Below are 21,596 nucleotides of genomic sequence, written 5' to 3'. Positions count from 1 at the left end.
AGATGCAGGGGGGTTGCATCTCGTCCCTCGCCCGGTGCGTCGTCCACATTGGGGGCGGGACTTCGCCGAACGCCAAGGGCCTCAGGGGGGAGGAGGCGGCGGGGAGGGTAGGTTCGCGCGCCTTGACGTTGAAGCAATCATCCCCCCGGGTGGAGGCACAGTCGACGGTTCGCAGAATCCTTGAACAAGTCTTTACCTAAAGAAAACTGGCCGGAACGAGCCTTCCTGCGCCCGGGCGAGGCTGCCGGTCCACATTGGACGACAGGGCAACGTCGAGACGGCGAAGTCTGCGCCGAACGGCCCCGACATCAGGACGAACCGATCACGTCGGTTCGTCCGGGAGGCCGGAGGGCGAGGACCGCCACCGCTCCGCGCGGGTCAGGCCAGGATCGTCATCCGGTGCGCCGCACGGGTCAGGGCGACGTAGAGCACCCGGATCCCGCCGGGCGACTCGCGGGTGATCTCGTCGGGGTCGACGACGACGGTGGCGTCGTACTCGAGGCCCTTCGTCGACATCGGGTCGATGACCTGGACGCGTCCCTCACCGAGCTGGGCCACCGGCTCGAGAAGGGTGGCGTGCACGGCCGGGGTGATGACGGCGATGGCCCCCTCGACCTGCTCGAGCAGCGACTCGACGGCGGCACGGACCGAGGCCAGGGCGTCCGGTCCGAGGACGCCCTCCACGGGGTCGATGCCCGTCTCGCGGACGGCCTGGGGGATGTCTGCGTCCGGCACCTCGCGGCGCACGACCTCGGCGGCGTAGTCGAAGATCTCGCGCGCGTTGCGGTAGTTGGTGTCCATGTGGAACTGCTGGCGCACCTGCGACCCGAAGGCCTCCTCGCGCGCGGCGGCGGCCTCGGCGGCGTCGGGCCACGACGCCTGGGCGGCGTCTCCGACGACGGTCCACGACGCATACCGACCGCGACGGCCGATCATCCGCCACTGCATGGGCGAGAGGTCCTGGGCCTCGTCGACGAGGACGTGGGCGTACTCGTCGGGCTTGCCGATGCGGCCGGCGAGGAGCTTGTCGCGCGGGTCGGTGAGCACACGCGGGGCACCGGCGTCGCGCGCCGCGCTGACGACGGGCTGCACCTCGGTGACGCCGTACTGGCTGAGGTCCTCGAGCTCCTCGATCTCGTAGAAGCCGCGCTCCTCCTTGGGGGCCTCCTGGACCGGGCCGACGCGGGCGGCGATGTCGTCGACGAGCGCGACGTCGGCCACCGACCACGTGCCGGTCTCGAGCGCGAGCCGGAACGAGGCGGCCAGGGGCTCGATCTCGTCGTCGCGCAGGGTGCCGCGGGCGTGCCGGCGCACGAGCTCGGGGTCGCCGAGCCACAGGAGAACCTCGCGGGGGTCGACCTGCGGCCACCAGACCTGCATGAACGCCTCGACGTCGAGGTGGTCCTCCCACTTGTCGAGGAACTCCTCCTTGGCCTCCCGGTCGCCCGTGATGCCGAGGGAGGTCCAGGCGGCCTCGCCGAGGGCGTCCTGGGCGGCGGCCGTGCCCGTGTTGCGCTGGTGCTGGCGCAGCACCTGGGCGCGCACGCGGTCGAGCTCGCGCATCTCGAGGCGGACCGGGCGGCCCGCGACCATGGCGCGGAACTCGGTCGGCGTGCCCGGCACGCGGCCACGGGCGGCGGCGCCGAGCAGGGGCCGGATGCGGGTCGAGCCCTTGGTGCGCGCGACGGCCGGCGCGTCGAACCGCTCGGTGTGCACGACGTCGAGGACGTCGCCGAGGGCGCGCAGGATGACGCTGTCCTCGCCGAGCGAGGGGAGCACACGCTCGATGTAGGCGGTGTAGGCGCCGGACGGGCCGACGACGAGGATGCCGCCGGACTCGAAGCGGCGGCGGTCGGAGTAGAGCAGGTAGGCCGCGCGGTGCAGCGCGACGACGGTCTTGCCGGTGCCCGGGCCACCCGTGATCTCGGTGATGCCGCGGGCGCTGGCCCGGATCGCCTCGTCCTGGTGGGCCTGGATCGTGGCGACGATGTCGCGCATCCGCTCGCCGCGGCTGCGGGTCAGGGCGGCCATGAGTGCACCGTCACCGACGATGACGAGGTCGTCGGGAGCCTCGGGGACCATGAGGTCGTCCTCGATGCCGATGACGACGGTGCCGCGGCTGCGTAGGACGCGGCGGCGCAGGACGCCCATCGGCTGCGTCGGGGTCGCGCGGTAGAAGGCAGAGGCGGCCGGGGCGCGCCAGTCGATGACGAGCGGCTCGTAGTCGTCGTCGCGGACGCCGAGGCGGCCGATGTAGCGGATCTCGCGGTCCCCGCCCGAGCTGCCGTCGGCGGGGCGGTGGCCGTTGCCGTTGGACTCGACTGCTGCGGCACGAAGCATCGCGTGGTCGATGTCGAGGCGCCCGAAGACGAGGCCTTCGTACTGCGTGTCGAGGGCGGTGCGTCGCTTGGCGGCGTGGAACATCAGCGCGTCGCGCTCGAAAAGGGCCGCGCCCTCCGCGTCGCCGACCTCGACCTGACGGCCGAAGTGGCTGCGAGCCAGGCCCTCGGCCTGGACGCTGTCGGCGCGCACGCCGGCCTTCTCCAGCTCCTCGTGGACGCGGTCGACGTGGGCCTGCTCGACCGCGATCTCGCGCGCGAGCTCGTCGGGGATGCTCTTGGTCGACACCGGCGAGGCGCCCCGCGATCCGGGCGCGCTGGTCCGCTGGGACGATGCGTTCGAAGTGCTCACTGACATCCAAGGACTCTGAGGGACGCGCCGGGTGGCGCGGGAACCATCAAGTCTACTGTCAGTTCATGCCCATCGAGGTCTGTGTCCCGCCCACCGGCGCGCCGCTCGTCGGCCGCTTCGTCCGCCTCGACGTCACGACCCCCGACGACGCCCCCGGACTGTTCGCCGTCTACTCCGACCCGCGGTGCTACGAGCAGGGCTTCGTGATGATGCGACCGCACACGTCGGTGGCCGAGACCGAGGCCCTCGTGGCGGCCGCCGTCGCGGCGCGCGGTGCCCACGGGACGGGCCGGACGGCATACACGATCAGGCTCGTCGCCGACGGCGACCTCGGCCCGGCGGGCACCGTCGTCGGGTCGAGCTCGCTCGGCGACGTCGACACCGACCGCGAGCACGTGCACCTCGGCTGGACGATGTACGGCTCGCGCTGGTGGGGCACGCAGGTCAACCCGGAGGCGAAGTTCCTGCTGCTCGCGCACGCGTTCGAGACGTGCGGCTTCGGGCGGGTCAAGATCCAGACCGACGTCGTCAACGCGCGCTCGCGGGCCGCCATTCTCAAGCTCGGCGCGACGTTCGAGGGGATCACGCGGCGCGACGTGAGGCGGGCCGACGGCTCGTGGCGCGACTCGGCGGTCCACTCGATCCTCGTCGACGAGTGGCCCCGGGTGCGGGCCGGACTGCTCGAGCGGCTCGGCTGAGGGGCGGCCTCAGCGGTGCGCGTCTGCGGCGGCCTGGACGCGCGTGAGGTAGGCGGCCCACCAGGCGGCGTCGACCCCGGGCATGTTGTCGCGGTCGCGGAAGCGTCCGACCGCCCCGTCGAGCTGCTCACGCAGGATGTCGGCGTGCCCCGCGTGCCGTGCGGTCTCGGCGACGAGGTGACCGAGCACGAAGCGGACGTCGACATGGGCGCGCTCCTCCGGCCAGTGCGGCACGCGACCCTTGGTGTCGAGACCGAGGGCGATGGTGCCCTCGCCGTGCCGCCAGGCCGCGCGGTAGAGGTCGGTATCCGAACTCGACGTGGGCGAGGTGCTGGACGAGTCCGAGGAGGTCCGGTGCCGGATGGGTGTCGGGCATCGAGATAGCGTGGCAGGGCCGGCCCGGTGAGCCAATAGGGTGGGCGCCGTGAAGGTTCTCGTCCTCGGCTCCGGCGCCCGTGAACACGCTCTCGTCAAGGCTGTCGCTGCCGACCCCGAGGTCGACGCGGTCATCGCCGCGCCGGGGAACCCGGGCATCGACGCGACCGCGCTGTGCGTCCCCGTCGACATCCTCGACGGCGCTGCCGTCGCCGCGCTGGCCCGTGAGCACGACGTCGACCTCGTCGTCGTTGGACCCGAGGCCCCGCTCGTCGCGGGCGTCGCCGACGTATGCCGTGCGGCCGGGTTCGCCGTCTTCGGGCCCTCTGCGGAGGCCGCCCGTCTCGAGGGCAGCAAGTCCTTCGCCAAGGAGGTCATGGCCGCGGCCGACGTGCCGACCGCCCTGGCCCACGTCTGCACGACGATGGACGAGGTCGAGGCCGCCCTCGACGCGCTCGGCGCACCGCACGTCGTCAAGGACGACGGTCTCGCCGCCGGCAAGGGCGTCGTCGTCACCGACTCGCGTGAGGTGGCCGTCGAGCACGCGCGAGCCTGCCTCGCCAAGCCCGACGGTCGGCTCGTCGTCGAGGAGTTCCTCGACGGGCCCGAGGTGTCGGTCTTCTGCATCAGCGACGGCGAGACCGTCGTCGCGCTCGCGCCCGCCCAGGACTTCAAGCGCGTCGGCGACGACGACGCCGGGCCCAACACCGGTGGCATGGGCGCCTACTCGCCCCTCGACTGGGCGCCCGACGGTCTCGCCGACGACATCGTGCGGCGCGTGGCCCAGCCGACCATCGACGAGATGCGCCGCCGTGGCACGCCCTTCGTCGGGGTGCTCTACGTCGGCCTGGCCCTGACGTCGCGGGGACCGCGGGTCATCGAGTTCAACGCGCGCTTCGGCGACCCCGACGGGCAGGCCTCGCTCGCCCGCCTCGAGACGCCCTTCGCGCAGCTGCTCCTCGCCGCGGCCACGGGTGGGCTCGGGGAGTTCGGCCGGCTGCGCTGGTCGTCGGACCACGCGGTCGTCGTCGTCATCGCCGCCTCGGACTACCCCGCGTCACCCCGCACCGGCGACCTCATCACCGGGCTCGACGCCGCGGCCGAGGTGCCCGGCACCGTCGTCCTCCACGCAGGCACGGCGCTCGACGGGTCGGGTGCGCTCGTCTCGGCAGGCGGGCGTGTGCTCGACGTCGTCGCGGTGGCGCCGTCCCTGTCGAAGGCGCGCCAGGCGGCATACGACGCCGTCGCGGTCATCGAGCTCGAGGGGTCGCACCACCGCTCCGACATCGCGCTCCGCGCCGAGCGCGGCGAGATCACGGTCGGCTGAGGCGAACCGTTCCGGCCGAGCCGGACTCTCCTTGGCATGAGCACCACGACCACGAGCCGAGGAGAGCCGAGGTCCGCTGCCGCCATGGCGGCGGACGACCGCGTGCTGTGGTCGCGGCTGGCGGGAGCCGACGATGCGGCGCTGACCGAGCTGTACCGGCGACACTGCGACGCCGTCTACAACTTCGCGTTCCGGCGCACGGCGTCCTGGGCGGCCGCCGAGGACGTGGTGCAGGCGACCTTCACCGCCGTCTGGCGACGGGCTCGTGCCGGCACCGTGGACGCGCTGCGGTCCGAGACGGCGCGGGCCGTGCTGCTCGTCATGGCGGGGCAGGAGTGCGCCAACGTCGCACGTACGGCGCGGCGGCAGCGGTTGCTGCACGGGCGCATCGAGGCCGAATCCGGTGGTGCCGTCTCGCCCGACCACGCCGGATCGACGGCGGAGCGGGTCGACGACGAGCTGCAGATGAGCGAGGTGCGCCGAGCCCTGAGGCTCATCCCGCAGGTCCAGCGCGAGGCGATCGAGCTGGTCGTCTGGTCGCACTGCTCCATCGCCGAGGCGGCCGGCGCGCTCGGTGTCTCCGAGGGGACCGTGAAGTCCCGTCTCCACCGGGCCCGTCAGAGCCTGTCCACCGTGATCGAGATCCATGCCCTCAAGGAGGCACTGTCGTGAACCTGCCCGTTCCCCCCGAGCGCACCCTGCCCGATCAGTTGGGCAGGTGGCAGGCTGTGCGCGTGACCGACCTACCGATCGACCTGCCTGGCTACGAGCACATCTACTCCGGCAAGGTGCGTGACCTCTACGCGCCGGTCGGTGACGACGGCCAGGTGGTCGAGGACCAGCTGCTGCTCGTCGCCTCGAACCGGCTCTCGGCCTACGACTGGATGATGTCCCCGGAGATCCCCGACAAGGGCGCCGTGCTGACCCGGCTGTCGCTGTGGTGGTTCGACCAGCTCGCCGACCTCGTGCCCAACCATGTCATCTCGACCGAGGTCCCCGACGCCGTCGCAGGACGTGCGGTGCTCGTGCGCCGGCTCGACATGCTCAAGGTGGAGGCCATCGCGCGGGCCTACCTGACCGGCGGGGGGCTCGAGGAGTACCGCGAGAAGGGATCCGTCTCCGGGGTCGTGCTGCCCGACGGGCTCGTCGACGGCTCGCGGCTGCCCGACCCGGTCTTCACGCCCACGACCAAGGCGCCCGTGGGAGAGCACGACCTGCCGATGGCGCCCGACGAGGTCGAGGCGGAGCTCGGTGCCGAGGTCGCGGCCGAGGTGTCGCGCCTGACGCGCGCGATCCTCGCGCGGGGCAACGAGATCGCCGCCGAGCGCGGCATCCTCATCGCCGACACGAAGGTCGAGTTCGGCCTGTCGTCCGACGGCACGGGCGGGCTCGTGCTCGCCGACGAGGTGCTGACCCCGGACTCGTCGCGCTTCTGGCCGGCGGAGCGGTGGGAGCCCGGACACCCGCAGCCGTCCTACGACAAGCAGTTCGTCCGCGACTGGCTGACCTCGCCCGAGTCGGGCTGGGACCGCAAGGCGGGTGGGCCTCCGCCCGAGCTGCCCCAGCACGTCGTCGACCAGACGCGGGCGAAGTACGTCGAGGCCTACGAGCGCCTGACCGGAGAGACCTTCTGACCGGCGACCGGGCCGGCGCGTCGGTGGGACGTCTCCGTCCGGCCACCGAGTCCGATCTCGCGCGCCTGCTCTCGCTGTGGGCGCTCGTGTACGGCGACGAGGTCGTCGACGAGGGCGGTTTGGGTGAGGGCTGGGCGCAATCGGCGCGGGAGTGGTTCGTCCGCGTCGTCGATGACGGTGCCACGGCTCGGTTCCCGGTCGTAGAGGTGGACGGCGTCATCGTCGCGACGGCGATCGGCACGCTCGAGCTCGGGGTTCCCAACCCGCACTGCGCTCGCGGCCGCACGGCGCGGCTCGCCAACGTCATCACCGTGCCGGAGCAGCGCGGGCACGGGATCGGCACCCTCCTCGTCGGCGACGTGGTCGAGTGGGCCCGATCGATCGATGCGGACCGCGTGGATCTCAGCGCGACTCCCGACGGGCGACGGCTCTACGAACGGCTCGGCTTTGTCCTGACGAGTGCGCCGAGGATGAAGCTCGTGCTCTGACGTGTCAACCGGTGAGCTCGACCGCGAGGTCGGCGCGCCGGTAGAGCTCGAGCCGGATGACCTCGGCCTGCCCGTCGCGCGCCCGCCGGTCCGCTCGTGGCCGTGTAGCGGCAGGTGGCGGCATCGGGAGCAGCGGGGGAGCAGTCGAGCCGTAGCGGTGCCCGGTCGGCGTCGTGGTGCGCAGGGTGTGCGGGCGAGCGTCGGTGAGACCGAGTCCGTCGTGCAGCACCTCCGAGAACCAGTCCGGCTCCTCCTTGACGAGGTTGCAGCGCACACAGAGGCCCTGGCCATTGGCCGCGCTCGTCGGACCGCCGTCGGCGTGCGACTCGACGTGGTCGGCGTGCGCGATGGGCGCGTCGCACCAGGGCGTGCGGCACGTGCCGTCACGCGCGAGGACGAAACGGCGGAGGGCTGCCGGGAAGAGTCTCCGGGCGCTGTCCATCGCCACGAGGGTCCCGCTGGACGGGTGGGTGAAGAGTCGACGCACCCAGATCTTGGCGGTGTGCTCGTTCGGGGAATGGCGTGGTTCCGAGCCGTTGGAGCCGCGGCAGTCAGGCGGGACCCCCGACGGGGCGTCGGCCTGCCCGGGGCGCGACTGTCCGGGGCGCGACTGTCCGGCGCGAAGCGCGGTCGTGGCGGGGTGCGCACGGTCGTCCGTCTCCGTCTCGGAATGCCGGGTGAGGAGCTCGCGGACCCAGCCGGCCGGGACCGGGCCGTAGCCGGGCACATGGGCGGGGGTCTCGTCTCCGGCGAGCATCGCCCGGTCGGTGATGACGACCTGCACCTCGACCGGGACGTCGTCGGCCACGGACTGTCCGGTGACGAGCTCGACGAGCGCGTCGGCCATCAGCTGGCCCTTGCCGCGCTCGTCGCCTGCTGCTTTGCCGGACAGGGCGGCCCGCGTCAGGGCGGCATGCACCGCGACGGCCTGGGTCACGGGGAGCAGGGCAGTGACCAGAGCCATGGCGTCGGGGACCGGTCGGATCGTGACCCGCCGCTCGCCCTCGGCGATGCGGCACCGCTCGACCGCGGCCGCCGCGTCGACGCGGTCGGCGCACGCGCGGAGGCGACGCTCGAGCTCGCGGTCACCCCAGGAGCCGACCCCGCCCGGCGCAGTGGGGTCGGACAGGTCGAGGTGCGCCCCGATGACCTCGCTGTCGACCTTCGTCCTGAGCTCGGGGTCGAGGTGGCTCGTGCAGCGCACGACGATCTCGGCGCGACGCTCGTTGAGGACGCCGGCGCCCAGCGCCTCCAGCGTGTGGTGCAGGTGCCTCACGAGGGCGACCGACGCGTTCGCCAGTCGAGCGCCCCGGGACGGTGACTCCCGTCGCGCGAGTCCGACCTGCGCCGACACCCCGGTGCGCGACAGCGTCATCCGGCGATCGGACCGCGACGGACCACGGCGACGGCCCGGCGTCTCGAACGGCACCGGCTCGAGCTCGAGGGTGCGCGCCCGGTCGCGTGCCGCCACCCAGCCGTCGAAGTCGCCGGCGTCGGAGCACGCCTGCGCGTCCGCCCGGAGACGCGTCGCGGTGCGTGCCTGCGACTCGACGAAGCGCGTCGTCAACCGTGCCTGGGCCGCCGCGCACGCGGCCTTGGCCCGCTCGAGGGCGTCGATGGCCGAGATGAGGTCGGCGTCGTCGAGGTCACGACCGTCGAGGCCTGCCACCTCTCGCAGCAGGGCGGACGTGGCGGCGGACGTGTCGACGGAGTCGCCGAGCGGGTCGGCTCTCCACACGTCTGCATCCGTCGCACGTCCGAACATGTGTTCCATTCTAGATGGAGATCGTGCGACCGACAATGCTTGTCCACATCGAATTGACTTGTGCTCCAATGCTTCTCCCGCCTCGGTGCCTCTGTCGGTGCCGCCTGCGAGGATGGGCGCATGTCGTCGCTTCCTGTGGCCGTCCCTGCCGGCGCGGTCAGTGGTCAGCCCCAGCCGGTCATCGACGCAGGCGCGGGGCTCAGCCTGCGACCGTTCGTCGAGGCCGACGCCGAGGTGCTCGTCCGGGCGTATGCCGACCCGGCCATCGAGCGCTGGCACCGTCGCACCTTGACGCGTGAGGAGGCCCTCGAGTGGGTCCGCGGGCGGGCGTGGCACCGCTGGCAGGCTGAGACCGGGGCCGAGTGGGCCGTCGTCGAAGCAGGTGTCGTCGTCGGCAGGGTCGGTCTCCCGGTCCTGCACCTGGACGAAGGTGTCGCCGAGGTCGGCTACTGGGTGCTGCCCGAGGGTCGCGGTCGCAGCGTGGCCGGACGTGCGCTCACCGCCATGACCGACTGGCTCTTCGAGCTCGGGCTCCACCGCATCGAGCTCATGCACTCGGTCCTCAACGAGCCGTCGTGTCGTGTGGCGGTCAGGAACGGCTTCGATCTCGAGGGCACCCGCCGGTCAGCCCTGCTCCACCCCGACGGATGGCACGACATGCACCTCCACGCCCGGCTCGCACCCGTCTGAGCCGTCCGTCCCACCCAGCCCAGAGGGCCGCTGTCGTATGCGTTTCCGGCACCCGGCGAGCGTCGGCACCTCCCGAGCCCGACGGCATACGCACGCTGTCGCGCGGTGCCGCTGTGGGACGCTGGGCTCATGACCGAGCCCGTCGCCGACGCCACGTCCGACGCCCCTGCCGAGCGCTACCTCCTCCGCCAGAAGCTGACCATGATGGTCAACCGCTACGAGATCGTCCGTCAGGACGAGTTCGGCAAGGAGCTCGGTCTGCTGTGCTTCGCCGAGCAGAAGCGGATGGCCGCCAAGGAGCAGGTGACCTTCTACACCGACTCGGCCAAGACCCACCCGCTCTTCGGGTTCAAGGCCCGCAAGCGCATCGACCTGAGCTCCGGATACGACGTCACCGACAGCCAGGGCCAGCCGATCGGCTGGTTCAAGAAGCAGTTCAAGGCCTCGCTCGTGAACTCGACGTGGACGCTCGGCCTCCCCGACGGACGCGAGTTCGTCGGCAAGGAGCGCAACGCCAAGGTCGCAGTCGTGCGCCGGCTCTGGGACATCGTCCCCGTCGTCGGCGACATCCCCGTGCCCTTCCTCTTCCACTTCGACTTCGCCGCCCAGGACGGGTCGGTCGCGCTCAGCTCGACGAAGAAGGCCGGCGTCAAGGACGTCTACCACGTGACCCTCCCGGCGCTCGCCGACGGCAAGCCCATCGACTGGCGCGTCGGCATGGCGATGGCCGTCGCGCTCGACGCCCTGCAGTCGCGCTGAGACGCTGTCCGGGGGCCCGCACGGCGCCCGATAGACTCTGGCCGTCCCTCGGGACGCCTCCATCCCCCATCCAGCGCAGGGAGAAGCACCACTGATGGGAAGCATCGTCGTCGACGTCATGCTCAAGCCCGAGATCCTCGACCCCCAGGGGCAGGCCGTCGGTGGCGCCCTGCCGCGGCTCGGGTTCAACGGATTCACCGACGTCCGTCAGGGCAAGCGCTTCGTGCTCACCGTCGACGGTGACGTCACGGACGAGCACCTCGCCGCGGCCCGTGAGGCCGCCGAGACCCTGCTGTCCAACCCGGTCATCGAGGACGTCGTCTCCGTGCACGTGCTCGACGAGAGCGCGGCGGACGAGAGCGCTGCCGACGAGGCCGACGCTCCCGCAGAGGACGCCGACGGCGAGCCCGACGAGGCGGAGGATGGCGAGCAGTGAGGATCGGCGTCGTCACGTTCCCCGGCTCGCTCGACGACCGTGACGCGGCGCGTGCCGTCCGGGAGTGCGGCGGCGAGGCCGTCCCGCTCTGGCACGGCGACGCAGACCTCAAGGGCGTCGACGCGGTCATCCTGCCCGGTGGCTTCTCCTACGGCGACTACCTCCGGTGCGGCGCCATCGCACGCTTCGCGCCGGTCATGGACGCCCTCGTGCCCGCGGCCCGGGGCGGCCTGCCCGTCCTCGGCATCTGCAACGGCTTCCAGGTGCTCACCGAGAGCCACCTGCTCCCCGGCGCGCTGATCCGCAACGACCACCGCAAGTTCAACTGCGTCGACCAGCGGCTCGTCGTCGAGAACGCCTCCACCGCATGGACGTCCGACTTCGAGGCCGGCCAGGAGATCACGATCGTCCTCAAGAACGGCGAGGGCGGGTTCGTCGCCGACGAGAAGACGCTCGACACGCTCGAGGGCGAGGGCCGGGTCGTCTTCCGCTACGTCCCCGACGCCGAGGGGCGCAACCCCAACGGCTCCTACCGCGACATCGCCGGCATCACGAACGAGCGCGGCAACGTCGTCGGCCTGATGCCGCACCCGGAGCACGCCGTCGAGGAGGGCTACGGCCCGAGCCTCGACGGTCGCGGCTTCTTCACCTCGATCATCAAGCAGACCCTCGAGAGCGCAGCCACCGCATGAGCGACACCCAGACCGCGCCCCTCCTCGACACCGTCGAGCACGCCGCGGCCACGCCCGACGTCGAGCAGCCGTGGGCCGAGCTCGGCCTCAAGGTCGACGAGTACGCCAACATCCGCGAGATCATCGGGCGCCGTCCGACCATCGCGGAGCTCGCGATGTACTCCGTCATGTGGAGCGAGCACTGCTCCTACAAGTCGAGCAAGATCCACTTCTCCCTCTGGGGCGAGAACACCACCGACGAGATGCGCGAGAAGCTCCTCGTCGGCATCGGTGAGAACGCCGGCGTCGTCGACATCGGTGACGGCTGGGCCGTGACCTTCAAGGTCGAGTCGCACAACCATCCGTCCTACGTCGAGCCCTACCAGGGCGCCGCGACGGGCGTCGGCGGCATCATCCGCGACATCATGTCGATGGGTGCGCGCCCCATCGCCGTCATGGACCCGCTCCGCTTCGGCAACCTGCACCACCCCGACACCCAGCGCGTCCTGCCGGGCGTCGTCGCGGGCGTCGGCGGCTACGGCAACTGCATCGGCCTGCCCAACATCGGCGGCGAGGTCGTCTTCGACGACTGCTACCAGGGCAACCCGCTCGTCAACGCCCTCTGCGTCGGCGCGATGCGCATCGAGGACATCCACCTCGCCAAGGCGTCGGGTCCCGGCAACAAGGTCATCCTCTTCGGCGCCAAGACCGGCGGCGACGGCATCGGCGGCGTCTCGGTGCTCGCGTCCGAGACCTTCGACGAGGGCGGCCCGACCAAGCGCCCCGCCGTCCAGGTCGGCGACCCGTTCGCCGAGAAGGTGCTCATCGAGTGCTGTCTCGACCTCTACGCGGCCGGCGTCGTCGACGGCATCCAGGACCTCGGCGGTGCCGGGCTCTCCTGTGCCACCAGCGAGCTCGCCTCCAACGGTGACGGCGGCATGCAGGTCGAGCTCTCCCTCGTCCCGCTGCGCGACGCGAGCCTGCAGCCGCAGGAGATCCTCATGTCGGAGTCGCAGGAGCGCATGATGGCCGTCGTCGAGCCGAAGCACCTCGACGAGTTCATGGCCATCACCGAGAAGTGGGACGTCGAGGCCACCGTCATCGGCGAGGTCACCGACGGCGACCACCTCGTCATCACCTGGCACGGCGAGGTCATCGTCGACGTGCCGCCGCGCTCGGTCGCCCACGAGGGCCCGACGTACAACCGCCCGCTGGCCCGGCCGGCATACCTCGACGGTCTCAACGCCGCGGGCACGGCCGAGCTGGCCAAGCCGCAGACGGGCGAGGAGATCCGGGCGCAGCTGCTGACGCTGCTCGGCTCGCCCAACCTCTGCGACAAGTCGTGGATCACCGACCAGTACGACCGCTACGTGCTCGGCAACACCGCTCTCGCGCAGCCCGATGACTCGGGCGTCGTGCGCGTCGACGAGGAGACGGGCCGCGGCGTCGCCGTGTCGACCGACTGCAACGGCCGCTTCGCCAAGCTCGACCCGTATGCCGGTGCGCAGCTCGCGCTCGCCGAGGCCTACCGCAACGTCGCGACCGCCGGCGCCGCCCCGCTCGCCGTCACCGACTGCCTCAACTTCGGCTCGCCGGAGGACCCCGGCGTCATGTGGCAGTTCCGTGAGTCCATCCGCGGGATCGCCGAGGGGTGCCGCTTCCTCGGCATCCCCGTCACCGGCGGCAACGTGTCGTTCTACAACCAGACCGGCGACGTCGCGATCCACCCGACGCCCGTCATCGGCGTGCTCGGGGTCATGGACGACGTCTCCAAGCGCTCCGGCTCGGGCTTCCGCAGCGACGACGCGCACGTCTACCTCCTCGGCACGACGCGTGACGAGCTCGACGGGTCCGAGTGGGCGCACGTCGTCCACAAGCACCTCGGCGGGCTCCCGCCAAAGGTCGACCTCGCGGCCGAGCAGGCCCTCGGTCGGGTCCTCGTCGAGGCGGCGCGCACCGGCATCGTCGAGGCCGCGCACGACCTCTCCGAGGGTGGTCTCGCCATCGCCCTCGCCGAGGCGTGCATGCGTCACGGCGTCGGTGTCACCGTCGACGGACTCGACGCGATCGGTGCGGACGCCGAGGGCAACCCCCTCGACGCCTTCACGGCGCTCTTCTCCGAGTCGAGCGCCCGCGCGCTCGTCGCGGTGCCGGCCGGTCACGCGGCCGAGTTCGAGTCGATGCTCCGTGACGTGCCGCACGCGCGCATCGGCGTGACCGGTGGGCGCGACCTCGAGGTCGTCGGCCACTTCTCCGTCTCGGTCGCCGAGCTCACGTCGGCGCACGAGTTCACGCTCCCGGCGGTCTTCGGCTCCTGAGCTCCCGGCCTCAGCTCGTCAACGCGCCCGCCACTTCCCGGCCTCGGGAGGTGGCGGGCTCTGCATTCCCCTGTCGTCAAAGGGTTTTGCGCCCGCGACCAGCCGCGTCAGTGCCGCGCCTTCACGCAGTCCGGTCGGCAGGTTGGCCCTGGCGACGTCACGCCTCAGCGCCTCCGCCGGCAACGGCGACGCGCTGGCGACGAGCACCGAGTTGCCGAACCGTCGGCCCTTGAGCACCTCGTGCGTCGCGATCACCGCGACGTGCGGCAGCGACGTGGCCACCGTCGCGACCACCCTTGCGACCCAGCGCATCCCGGGCTCGTCGGCGAGGTTCCAGAGGGCGATGCCCGTCGGCTTGAGCACGCGCGCCACCTCGTGGGCGTATGCCGTCCCGACGAGCTCCGCAGGCACGCGCCCTCCCGCGTAGGCGTCCGTCACGACGACGTCGGCGGAGTCGTCCCTGAGCGCGCGCACGCCCGTCAGGCCGTCGACCGGGCGGACGCGGATGCGGTGGCGCCGGGGGAGGGGGACCTCGCGACGGACGAGCTCGGTCAGGGCCTCGTCCGGCTCGAGGACGATCTGGGGCGAGCCCGGACGGGTCGCCTCCACCCAGCGCGGCAACGTCAGTCCGGCGCCGCCGACGTGCGTGACGCCGAGCGGGCCCGGCGGCATGGTGTCGATGGCGAGCGCCAGGTGCTGGATGTACTCGAAGACGAGCAGGGTCGGGTCGTCGGGCTGGACGTGCGACTGCGGCGATCCGTCCATGTGGACCGTGACGCCGCCGCGCTCGTCCCACTCGAGCCAGACGTGCTGTGCCGCAGTCGATCCCGCGCTCACGTGAGATCCAGGGCGAGAGTGCGGGCAGCAGTCGGTGGGGCGGCCCACGACGGTGCAGCGGGGTCGGATCCTCGGGCTGGCGTCACGCGACCAGCGTAGGTGGCAGTGGCGTCACGACCCCATCGCGGTGGTGCCGTCGGACAGGACCGGGGAGATGAGGCCGAAGACGTTGCCGTCGGGGTCGTGGAGGTAGGCCAGGCGCCCGACGCCTGGCATGTCGGCCGGCGCGAGGGCCTCGGACCCGCCCAGCTCGAGGCCCTGGGCGAAGAGGCCGTCGACGTCGTCGACGGCGATGACGAGGTTGGCCCCGTTGACGGCCCCGCCGATCTCGGGTGCGGGGCCCTGGCGCTGCGTCAGGCCGCCGTTGATGCCGTGGCCGACGCCTCCCTGACTCGCCGCCTCGTCGCCGGTGTCGATGGCCCAGTAGGGCATGTCGCCGAACTGCTGGAAGGACCAGCCGAGCAGCCGCTCGTAGAAGTCGGCGAGGCGCGCGGGGTCCGAGCCGTGGATCTCGAAGTGGACGACGAGATTGGACATGGCTGCTCCTTCGGCGGGCGTGGGTTGTCCTTTCCGACGCTACGGCCCGGCACCGTCGGCGACAACGGTTCTGGACTACCGTCAGGGGATGCGATTCGGTCTGGCGATCCTGCCCGAGCACCCCTGGTCCGAGGCCGAGCCGATGTGGCGCGCGGCCGAGCAGATGGGCTTCGACCACGCCTGGACCTTCGACCACGTGACGTGGGGCGGCCTGCCCGAGTCGCCGTGGTTCGCCGCGGTGCCGACGCTCGCCGCGGCCGCTGCCGTCACCGAGCGCATCGGTCTCGGCACGTTCGTGTCGTCGCCCAACAACCACCACCCGGTGCAGTTCATGCGCGAGGTGCTGGCCCTCGACGACATCTCGCGCGGACGGTTCCTCCTCGGCATCGGGACGGGCGGCGACCTCGACTCACGGATCATGGGCGAGGACCTCACGCTCCGTGACCGCGTCGCCCGTTTCACCGAGTTCACCGACCTGCTCGACCGCCTCCTGCGTGACGACCACGTCACCGTCGACGGCCGCTTCTATGCCGCCCGCGACGTGCGCACCCTCCCCGGCCCGGTTCGCGGCGGCGACACCGGCAACCGGGTGCCGCTCGTCATCGCGGCCAACGGCCCCAAGTCGATGGGCCTGGCGGTCGACCGCGGCGACGGCTGGATGACCTACGGCGGCACCGCCGACACCGACGACGAGTGGTGGGAGCTCGTGGCCGGTCACAGCCGGAGGGTCGACGCCGCCCTCGAGGTCGCCGGCCGCGACGCCGCGGGCTTCGGCCGCTACCTCAACCTCGACTCGGCTCCGACCTTCTCGCTGTCGAGCGCTGCCGCGTTCGAGGACGCCGTGGGCCGCGCCGCGGCCCTCGGCTTCACCGACGTCATCACCCACTGGCCGCGCACGACGGAGCCCTTCCACACCACCCGCGAGGTCCTCGACGAGGTCGTCGCCGACGTCATCCCCCGCCTGCGCTGAGGGCGTCGGTCGGCCGTCGGCGCACGCCGATAGCCTGCGAGGTATGCCGCCACGCCGCCGTACGCCCGTCGCCGAGGGACATGCCGCCCTCGTCGCCTGCCGTGAGGCGGGCTGGGAGGCCGACCGCCGCACCACGGCGACGGCGGTCCGCTACACGCTCGAGGAGCTCGCGACCATCGCCCCAGGCCGCACCGTCGAGGTGCGCGTCCCCCCGCACGGCGCGGTGCAGTGCATCGAGGGCCCGGTCCACACCCGCGGCACGCCGCCCAACGTCATCGAGACCGACGCGGCGACGTGGCTGCGCCTCGCCGTCGGTGACCTGGCCTGGGAGGCGGCCCTCGACGGGGCGCGGGTCCGGGCCAGCGGTCAGCGGGCCCACCTCGACGGCCTGCTTCCGCTCACCTCGCTTAGGCTGGACTCGTGACCCAGCCCTCGCCGACCACCCGCCCCGAGCGTCCCCGCATCCCCAACTTCAAGCGCTTCCTCATCACGGGCGCCGTGCTGGGTTTCATCGTGGGTGCCGCCATCTCGATCGTGGGTGACGAGGTGCAGGGCTACACGACGACCACGGGCGCGCTCTACATCGGCGCCCTCGGCGCCTTCATCGGCACCGGCCTGGCCGGCGTCCTCGGCATCCTCCTCGACCGGTCGGGTCGCGACCAGTCGTGACCCCGCCGCTCGGCCACGCCGAGGGCGTGCCGGACGCCCAGGGCGCACCTGCCGCCCGCACGGGACCCCTTGCCGGCATCCGCGTCGTCGAGCTCGCCGGCATCGGCCCCGCGCCCTTCGCGGCGATGCTGCTCGCCGACCTCGGCGCCGACGTCATCCGAATCGACAGGCCCGGTGAGGGCTCGCTGCCCGTCCCGCTGTCGCCCGAGGCCGACCTGCTGCGCCGCGGCCGCCCCTCCGTCGCCCTCGACCTCAAGCATCCCGACGGTCTCGCGACGACCCTCGCGCTCGTCGAGCAGGCCGACGTGCTCCTCGAGGGCTACCGGCCCGGTGTCGCCGAGCGGCTCGGGCTCGGGCCCACCGACTGCCTCGGTCGCAACCCACGCCTCGTCTACGGCCGGATGACCGGGTGGGGGCAGGACGGCCCGCTCGCCCACGCCGCCGGGCACGACATCGGCTACGTCGCCATCACCGGCGCGCTGCACGCCATCGGCCGCGCCGGCGGACCTCCGCAGGTCCCCGTCAACCTCGTCGGCGACTTCGGGGGAGGAGCCCTCTACCTCGTCGTCGGCGTCCTTGCCGCCCTCCTCGAGGCCCGCGCGAGCGGCCGCGGACAGGTCGTCGACGCCGCGATCGTCGACGGCACCGCCCACCTCTCCTCGCTCGTCATGAGCCTCGTGGGCGCCGGGCTGTGGTCCGACCGCCGCGGCACCAACCTCCTCGACACCGGCGCCCCCTTCTACGACGTCTACGAGACGAGCGACGGTGGCTGGCTCGCGGTCGGTCCACTCGAGCCCGCGTTCTATGCCGAGCTGCTGCGCCTGACCGGCCTCACCGACACCGCGCCCGACCGCCTCGACCCGCGCACGTGGCCCGCCCTGCGCGCCCTGCTCGCCGACACCTTCCGCAGCCGCACCCGCGACGAGTGGACGGCTGCCCTCGAGGGCACCGACGCGTGCGTCGAGCCGGTCCTCAGCTACGCCGAGGCACCCGGCCACCCGCACCTCGCCGCGCGCGGCACCTACGTCGAGCACCACGGCCTCGTCCAGCCGGCCCCGGCGCCCCGCTTCTCGCGCACCCCGGCCGCACTCGGCACCCCACCGTCCACACCCGGCGCCGACACCCGCGCCGCCCTCGCCGCGTGGGGCATCGACGACGTCGACGCCCTCATCGCCTCGGGCGCTGCCTCCACGCCGTGAGGCTCTTCGTCGCCGTCGTCCCTCCCGACGACGTGCTCGACGACCTCGAGGCGCACGTCGAGCCACGGCGCGAGGCGGGTCCGGAGATCCGCTGGACCGACCGCCACCAGTGGCACGTCACCCTCGCCTTCCTCGGCGCCGTCCCGGAGGCCCGCCTCGACGACCTCTCCGAGGCGCTCGGGCGCTCCGCAGCACGGCGCAATCCCCTCGTCCTGCAGCTCGCGGGGGCCGGCGCCTTCCCGAACCTGTACGCCGCCCGCGTGCTCTGGGCGGGCGTGGAGCAGGTCCGCGGTGACCTCGGAGCGGTGGCGGGCGGCATACGCCGTGCGTCGACGGCGGCGGGGGCGACGCCCGACGGGACGCGCTTCCACCCGCACCTGACGCTCGGCCGCTTCCACCGCCCCACCGAGGCGACCCGTTGGATCCGCGCGCTCGACGCCTGGGAGGGGCCGGCCTGGCGGGTCGACCACCTCGCGCTCGTCGAGTCCCACCTCGGTGAGGGGCGGGGGCGGCGGCCGCGCTACGAGGTGCTCGCCGAGCTGCCGCTGCGGTCGTGAACCGCGGACGAGTCGCCCACCGGCGTGTGCGACACTGGCGCTGTGGCACGTGGCGACGGTCGTTTGAACCATGACCTCATCCCCGGCGAGAAAGGCCCGCAGGACGCCTGCGGGGTCTTCGGCGTCTGGGCTCCCGGAGAGGACGTCGCGAAGCTGACGTACTTCGGGCTCTATGCGTTGCAGCACCGCGGTCAGGAGTCGGCCGGCATCGCGACCGGTGACGGCGAGAAGATCCTCGTCTACAAGGACATGGGCCTCGTGTCGCAGGTCTTCGACGAGACCGCGCTCAGCTCGCTCCGCGGCCACATCGCCATCGGCCACACGCGCTACTCCACGACCGGCGGCTCGACGTGGGAGAACGCCCAGCCGACGCTCGGCGGCACCGGCCACAGCACCCTGGCCCTCGCCCACAACGGCAACCTCATCAACACGGTCGAGCTCAAGGCCCTCGTCGACGAGCACTTCGGCGGCACCCGCATCACCGGCGAGCTCGCCCGCGGCAACACCTCCGACACCGCCCTCGTCACGACGCTGCTCGCGGCCGACGAGGACCGCACCCCCGAGCAGGCCGCCCTCGAGCTGCTGCCCAAGCTCAAGGGCGCGTTCTCCTTCGTCTTCATGGACGAGACGACGTTGTATGCCGCCCGCGACCCGTGGGGCGTGCGTCCCCTCGCGCTCGGCCGCCTCGAGCGGGGCTGGGTCGTCGCGTCCGAGACCGCGGCCCTGCAGACGATCGGCGCCGCCGTCATCCGCGAGGTCGAGCCCGGTGAGCTCATCGTCATCGACGAGGACGGCCTGCGCTCGCACACGTTCGCCGAGCCCCAGCCCAAGGGCTGCGTGTTCGAGTACGTCTACCTCGCCCGCCCCGACGCCGTCATCCGCGGCCGGGTCGTGCACGAGGCCCGCGTCGAGATGGGGCGCGTGCTGGCGCGCGAGCACCCCGTCGACGCCGACCTCGTCATCGGTGTCCCGGAGTCGGGCGTGCCTGCGGCTGTTGGCTACTCGCAGGAGTCGGGGATCCCGTTCGGCCAGGGCTTCGTCAAGAACGCCTACGTCGGCCGCACCTTCATCCAGCCGTCGCAGACCCTGCGCCAGCTCGGCATCCGGCTCAAGCTCAACCCGCTCGAGCACACGATCCGCGGCAAGCGCCTCGTCGTCGTCGACGACTCGATCGTGCGCGGCAACACCCAGCGGGCGCAGATCCGCATGCTCCGCGAGGCCGGCGCGGCCGAGGTGCACGTGCGCATCAGCTCGCCGCCCGTGCAGTGGCCGTGCTTCTACGGCATCGACTTCGCGACGCGGGCCGAGCTCATCGCGACCGGCCTCAAGGTCGAGGAGATCAGGGCCTCGATCGGCGCCGACTCCCTCGGCTACATCTCCGAGGAGGGCATGATCGGCGCGACGAACCAGCCCGCCGACGAGCTCTGCTCCGCGTGCTTCACCGGGAAGTACCCCATCGAGCTGCCCGAGGACGGTCGCATCGGCAAGCACGTCCTCGAGACGCTGCCGCTGACGGTGCGCACCGGCCACGACCGCTCGGTCGACGTCGACGGGGTGACCCTCGGGGTCGGCCTCGGCGGCGAGAACGCCCTCCAGCACCCCTGACCGCCCTCCGGCGGGCGGTCGGCTGGACGCCGGACCGGGCGTCCCTCTGGCGCCGGTAGGCTGGGGCCCGTGAGCGATGCCCCCATCACGTATGCCTCGGCCGGAGTCGACGTCGAGGCAGGTGACAAGGCCGTCGAGCTGATGAAGGCATCGGTGCGGCGCGCCACCAGACCAGAGGTCGTCGGTGGCCTCGGCGGGTTCGCCGGCATGTTCGACGCGAGCGCGATCGCCCGGATGACCCGCCCGATCCTCGCCACGAGCACCGACGGCGTCGGCACCAAGGTCGCCATCGCCCAGGCCCTCGACGTGCACGACACCATCGGCTTCGACCTCGTCGGCATGGTCGTCGACGACATCGTCGTGTGCGGCGCCGAGCCGCTCTTCATGACCGACTACATCGCGACGGGCAAGGTCGTCCCGGAGCGCATCGCCGCCATCGTCGGCGGCATCGCCCGCGCGTGCGAGGAGGCGGGGGTCGCCCTCGTCGGCGGCGAGACCGCCGAGCACCCGGGCCTGCTCGAACCCGACGAGTACGACGTCGCCGGCGCCGCCACCGGCGTCGTGGAGTATGCCGCCGTGCTGGGTCCCCAGCGCGTCGCCGACGGAGACGTCGTGGTCGCCCTCGCGAGCAGTGGCCTGCACAGCAACGGCTACAGCCTCGTGCGTCGCGTCATCGCGAGCGCTGGCTGGCAGCTCGACCGCCACGTCGACGACTTCGGCCGCACCCTCGGCGAGGAGCTGCTCGAGCCGACCCGCATCTACACCAAGCCGCTGCTCGAGCTCATCGCCGCCGAGGGTGTCGACGTGCACGCCCTGAGCCACGTCACGGGCGGCGGCCTGGCCGCGAACCTCGCCCGTGTCCTCCCGACCGGCACCTTCGCCCGGGTCGACCGCTCGACGTGGACCCCGCCTGCCGTCTTCCGCACCGTGCAGGACCTCGGCCGCGTGCCGCAGGCCGACATCGAGCGCACCCTCAACCAGGGCATCGGCTTCGTCGCCGTGCTCCCCGAGGCCCAGGCGGAGCGCGCCATCGAGCTGAGCGAGGCCCGCGGCATCCGTGCGTGGCGTCTCGGTGAGGTCGCCACCGAGGAGCGGGCGCACGCCGACGGCCTCGTCGCCGGTGACGCCGAGATCGTGCGCGGCGCCAAGGGCGTCGACGGCGGCGCCGTGCAGGTCGTCGGGCAGCACCCGACCGCCTGAGCCCGGGCCGGCACGCGGTTACCCGGCCGGGCGGCACACCCGACCCGACGGGAGTACCGCGGCACACGGCATACGCCCCACGGACGCGGGCATGACGAAGCCCGCAGCACCCGGAGGGTGTGCGGGCATCGATGCGTCACCCCGACGCTCTCGCCGCGTGGGCGGGAGCC

General features: G+C 72.5%; 21 protein-coding genes and 1 pseudogene. 17 read left to right on the top strand and 5 right to left on the bottom strand.

The window, feature by feature from the left end; all coding sequences use genetic code 11:
* Window positions 1-378: 378 nt before the first annotated feature.
* On the bottom strand, window positions 379-2,697 hold the full coding sequence (locus ASH01_RS04885) for a HelD family protein (protein WP_235509527.1): 2,319 nt from the start codon (window positions 2,695-2,697) through the stop codon (window positions 379-381).
* 59 nt (window positions 2,698-2,756) lie between these two features.
* Here ASH01_RS04885 and ASH01_RS04880 point away from each other — a divergent pair, with 59 nt between their 5' ends.
* The gene (locus ASH01_RS04880; RefSeq protein ID WP_056771986.1) at window positions 2,757-3,389 is read left to right on the top strand and encodes a GNAT family N-acetyltransferase; all 633 of its coding nucleotides are present in this window, start codon (window positions 2,757-2,759) and stop codon (window positions 3,387-3,389) included.
* A gap of 9 nt (window positions 3,390-3,398) precedes the next feature.
* On the opposite strand, the gene ASH01_RS22370 is transcribed toward ASH01_RS04880, so the two are convergent.
* A complete protein-coding gene (locus ASH01_RS22370) occupies window positions 3,399-3,899 on the bottom strand; it encodes a mycothiol transferase (RefSeq protein WP_082619432.1) in 501 nt (166 codons plus the stop codon).
* On the opposite strand from ASH01_RS22370, the gene purD reads away from it, so the two are divergent.
* The 4 genes from purD to ASH01_RS04855 are packed head-to-tail and all read left to right on the top strand — an operon-like array spanning window position 3,814 to window position 7,213.
* Window positions 3,814-5,091, top strand: coding sequence for a phosphoribosylamine--glycine ligase (gene purD, locus ASH01_RS04870; RefSeq protein ID WP_056772728.1), 1,278 nt, complete (start codon window positions 3,814-3,816; stop codon window positions 5,089-5,091). The genes ASH01_RS22370 and purD overlap by 86 nt on opposite strands.
* A 36-nt stretch (window positions 5,092-5,127) precedes the next feature.
* Complete coding sequence (locus tag ASH01_RS04865) at window positions 5,128-5,763, top strand: RNA polymerase sigma factor (RefSeq protein WP_235509526.1); 636 nt, start codon at window positions 5,128-5,130, stop codon at window positions 5,761-5,763.
* A gap of 56 nt (window positions 5,764-5,819) precedes the next feature.
* Window positions 5,820-6,725 carry a phosphoribosylaminoimidazolesuccinocarboxamide synthase gene (locus ASH01_RS04860; protein WP_056771980.1) on the top strand — a complete coding sequence of 302 codons (906 nt, stop codon included), beginning with the start codon at window positions 5,820-5,822 and terminating at the stop codon, window positions 6,723-6,725.
* Window positions 6,726-6,748: 23 nt separating this feature from the next.
* Window positions 6,749-7,213: a GNAT family N-acetyltransferase gene (locus tag ASH01_RS04855; RefSeq protein WP_156415419.1), complete on the top strand. Its 465-nt coding sequence runs from the start codon at window positions 6,749-6,751 to the stop codon at window positions 7,211-7,213.
* A 4-nt stretch (window positions 7,214-7,217) separates the two neighbouring features.
* Here the strand turns inward: ASH01_RS04855 and ASH01_RS04850 are convergent, their stop codons facing one another.
* Complete coding sequence (locus ASH01_RS04850; RefSeq protein ID WP_056771977.1) at window positions 7,218-8,978, bottom strand: HNH endonuclease; 1,761 nt, start codon at window positions 8,976-8,978, stop codon at window positions 7,218-7,220.
* A 120-nt stretch (window positions 8,979-9,098) separates the two neighbouring features.
* On the opposite strand from ASH01_RS04850, the gene ASH01_RS04845 reads away from it, so the two are divergent.
* The 5 genes and pseudogenes from ASH01_RS04845 (at window position 9,099) to purL (ending at window position 13,852) form a co-directional block, all read left to right on the top strand.
* A complete protein-coding gene (locus ASH01_RS04845) occupies window positions 9,099-9,668 on the top strand; it encodes a GNAT family N-acetyltransferase (protein ID WP_056771974.1) in 570 nt (189 codons plus the stop codon).
* Between the two features lie 129 nt (window positions 9,669-9,797).
* Window positions 9,798-10,427 (top strand): hypothetical protein, encoded by a 630-nt coding sequence (locus tag ASH01_RS04840; protein WP_056772723.1) that lies wholly within the window; start codon window positions 9,798-9,800, stop codon window positions 10,425-10,427.
* 94 nt (window positions 10,428-10,521) lie between these two features.
* Window positions 10,522-10,770 (top strand): annotated as a pseudogene (purS, locus tag ASH01_RS04835) (phosphoribosylformylglycinamidine synthase subunit PurS); the annotation flags it as partial.
* 89 nt (window positions 10,771-10,859) lie between these two features.
* Window positions 10,860-11,555: a phosphoribosylformylglycinamidine synthase subunit PurQ gene (purQ, locus tag ASH01_RS04830; protein WP_056771968.1), complete on the top strand. Its 696-nt coding sequence runs from the start codon at window positions 10,860-10,862 to the stop codon at window positions 11,553-11,555.
* Window positions 11,552-13,852 (top strand): phosphoribosylformylglycinamidine synthase subunit PurL, encoded by a 2,301-nt coding sequence (purL, locus tag ASH01_RS04825; protein WP_056771965.1) that lies wholly within the window; start codon window positions 11,552-11,554, stop codon window positions 13,850-13,852. Before purQ ends, purL begins: the two co-directional genes overlap by 4 nt.
* 18 nt (window positions 13,853-13,870) lie before the next feature.
* Here the strand turns inward: purL and ASH01_RS04820 are convergent, their stop codons facing one another.
* Together ASH01_RS04820 and ASH01_RS04815 are read right to left on the bottom strand one after the other, a co-directional pair.
* Window positions 13,871-14,689, bottom strand: coding sequence for a spermidine synthase (locus ASH01_RS04820; RefSeq protein WP_327191902.1), 819 nt, complete (start codon window positions 14,687-14,689; stop codon window positions 13,871-13,873).
* Between the two features lie 111 nt (window positions 14,690-14,800).
* Complete coding sequence (locus tag ASH01_RS04815; protein ID WP_056771963.1) at window positions 14,801-15,226, bottom strand: VOC family protein; 426 nt, start codon at window positions 15,224-15,226, stop codon at window positions 14,801-14,803.
* An 88-nt stretch (window positions 15,227-15,314) separates the two neighbouring features.
* Between ASH01_RS04815 and ASH01_RS04810 the strand changes: the two genes are divergently transcribed.
* From ASH01_RS04810 to purM, 7 genes are all read left to right on the top strand, one after another.
* The gene (locus ASH01_RS04810; protein ID WP_056771960.1) at window positions 15,315-16,196 is read left to right on the top strand and encodes an LLM class flavin-dependent oxidoreductase; all 882 of its coding nucleotides are present in this window, start codon (window positions 15,315-15,317) and stop codon (window positions 16,194-16,196) included.
* Between the two features lie 43 nt (window positions 16,197-16,239).
* Window positions 16,240-16,620: a sterol carrier family protein gene (locus ASH01_RS04805; RefSeq protein WP_056771958.1), complete on the top strand. Its 381-nt coding sequence runs from the start codon at window positions 16,240-16,242 to the stop codon at window positions 16,618-16,620.
* On the top strand, window positions 16,617-16,865 hold the full coding sequence (locus tag ASH01_RS04800) for a hypothetical protein (RefSeq protein WP_056771955.1): 249 nt from the start codon (window positions 16,617-16,619) through the stop codon (window positions 16,863-16,865). Before ASH01_RS04805 ends, ASH01_RS04800 begins: the two co-directional genes overlap by 4 nt.
* Window positions 16,862-18,064: a CaiB/BaiF CoA transferase family protein gene (locus ASH01_RS04795; RefSeq protein WP_327191901.1), complete on the top strand. Its 1,203-nt coding sequence runs from the start codon at window positions 16,862-16,864 to the stop codon at window positions 18,062-18,064. The genes ASH01_RS04800 and ASH01_RS04795 overlap by 4 nt, the downstream gene beginning before the upstream one ends.
* Window positions 18,061-18,621, top strand: coding sequence for an RNA 2',3'-cyclic phosphodiesterase (gene thpR, locus ASH01_RS04790; RefSeq protein ID WP_056771952.1), 561 nt, complete (start codon window positions 18,061-18,063; stop codon window positions 18,619-18,621). Before ASH01_RS04795 ends, thpR begins: the two co-directional genes overlap by 4 nt.
* 42 nt (window positions 18,622-18,663) lie before the next feature.
* Window positions 18,664-20,226, top strand: coding sequence for an amidophosphoribosyltransferase (purF, locus tag ASH01_RS04785; protein ID WP_056771949.1), 1,563 nt, complete (start codon window positions 18,664-18,666; stop codon window positions 20,224-20,226).
* A 69-nt stretch (window positions 20,227-20,295) separates the two neighbouring features.
* Window positions 20,296-21,426, top strand: a complete 1,131-nt coding sequence (gene purM, locus ASH01_RS04780; protein WP_056771946.1) for a phosphoribosylformylglycinamidine cyclo-ligase — start codon at window positions 20,296-20,298, stop codon at window positions 21,424-21,426.
* Window positions 21,427-21,596: the final 170 nt, after the last annotated feature.

This window comes from Terrabacter sp. Soil811 (assembly GCF_001429655.1).
Classification (GTDB): Bacteria; Actinomycetota; Actinomycetes; order Actinomycetales; family Dermatophilaceae; genus Terrabacter.
Note: the sequence above shows the minus strand (reverse complement) of the source record. Positions and strands in the feature narration are given on the sequence as shown.